General features: G+C 48.6%; 1 protein-coding gene and 1 pseudogene. Both read left to right on the forward strand.

What is annotated here, in order from left to right:
• Window positions 1-183, forward strand: a 183-nt coding sequence (locus H8F23_RS28695) for a hypothetical protein (protein ID WP_228759423.1), incomplete at its 5' end; no start/stop codon positions are given.
• A gap of 64 nt (window positions 184-247) precedes the next feature.
• A pseudogene (locus H8F23_RS28700) lies at window positions 248-1,214 on the forward strand (hypothetical protein); the annotation flags it as partial.

Consider the following 1,214-nt stretch of genomic DNA (forward strand, 5'->3'; position numbering starts at 1 on the left):
ACAGAGCGATTCGTCATGACCGCAGGTCTGGCCAACAAGGGATATGAACCGAGCATGGTGTTGAAGGCCGAGAATTACGCTTCAACACAAGTCAGAACCTTTGAGCAGAGCAAGGAAGACTTCCTCAACATCCTGAAGAGCTTCCGGTTGCAACCGGGTATGGACAGCCTGACCGGCAAGTAAAAGTAGAATCCGGGGGCGCAAATAGAGCAGCTTTAACCAACGAACGAGTTACGGAAAACTCTTAATGAGCAATACTAAATCAATCTACATTCTGGCCAGCTGCTGCTTACTATTATCTCAAGCTGCACATGCAGATAGCAAGAGCACTGCACAACAATCAAGAACAGAGTGCTTGGGACGTTCTCAATTCGAAATAAAATCAGAAATTACTTGGCACCTACTCAACGACCAATGGACTTACACCGACGGCATCGGCTTCACCACATATTCGCCAGACATAAGACTAGCTGACAAACAACTCAGTTACGGCAGCGACCCTACAAACGATGCTTACGGGTTAGTCACTATTGAAGTTAGCCCAAAAACGAACATAGAAACCTTTACCGATTTGGCCGGCAGACACCACCCAGATATCACGGTGGCTAAAGAGCGGGTTTTAAAAAACAAGATCGACAAAATCTCAGAAGCAATGACAGGTAACTTGTCGCGCTCCGACCCTAAACAATACAAAGCATTAGACGACGAAATTGACGAGCTAAGCGAAAAACTAAAAAGAGTGCGGAAAATAAGCACCGAACTCGTTGTGCTGGCGGACTTTATAAATCAGTTCAAAAGAGAAAACCGTCCCTACAAACATTTTGAAGTTGAATTGGAAGCCTACAAAAAAGAATTCGATACCTACCCAACAGATGAACTCTACGCCGAGCAGTCCGCCTTCGACTTCGGCATGCCAGACGCCTACGGCGCTCGCTATCCCGACAAACTCATCGTGCTCTTGTGGCGTGACGACCGAATCTATCGCTTCGCATTCGGCCAACAAAGCGACTATTCCGAACACAGAAGCTCGTTCGAAAAACTACTCCCCGCCGCCCGTGACCTGCTCGCGCGCTTCCGCACGCGCGCAGAATTTGAGATACCCAAAGAGACTGGCTTTTGCCTGCCCTTCGGCTTCATCGCCGATGATGGCAAAGCCCACTACTCGATCACCATGGCCTGGCATCCCACTGACAATCCGAACCTGCTTTACAGCC

This window comes from Pseudomonas neuropathica (genome assembly GCF_015461835.1).
Classification (GTDB): domain Bacteria; phylum Pseudomonadota; class Gammaproteobacteria; order Pseudomonadales; family Pseudomonadaceae; genus Aquipseudomonas; species Aquipseudomonas neuropathica.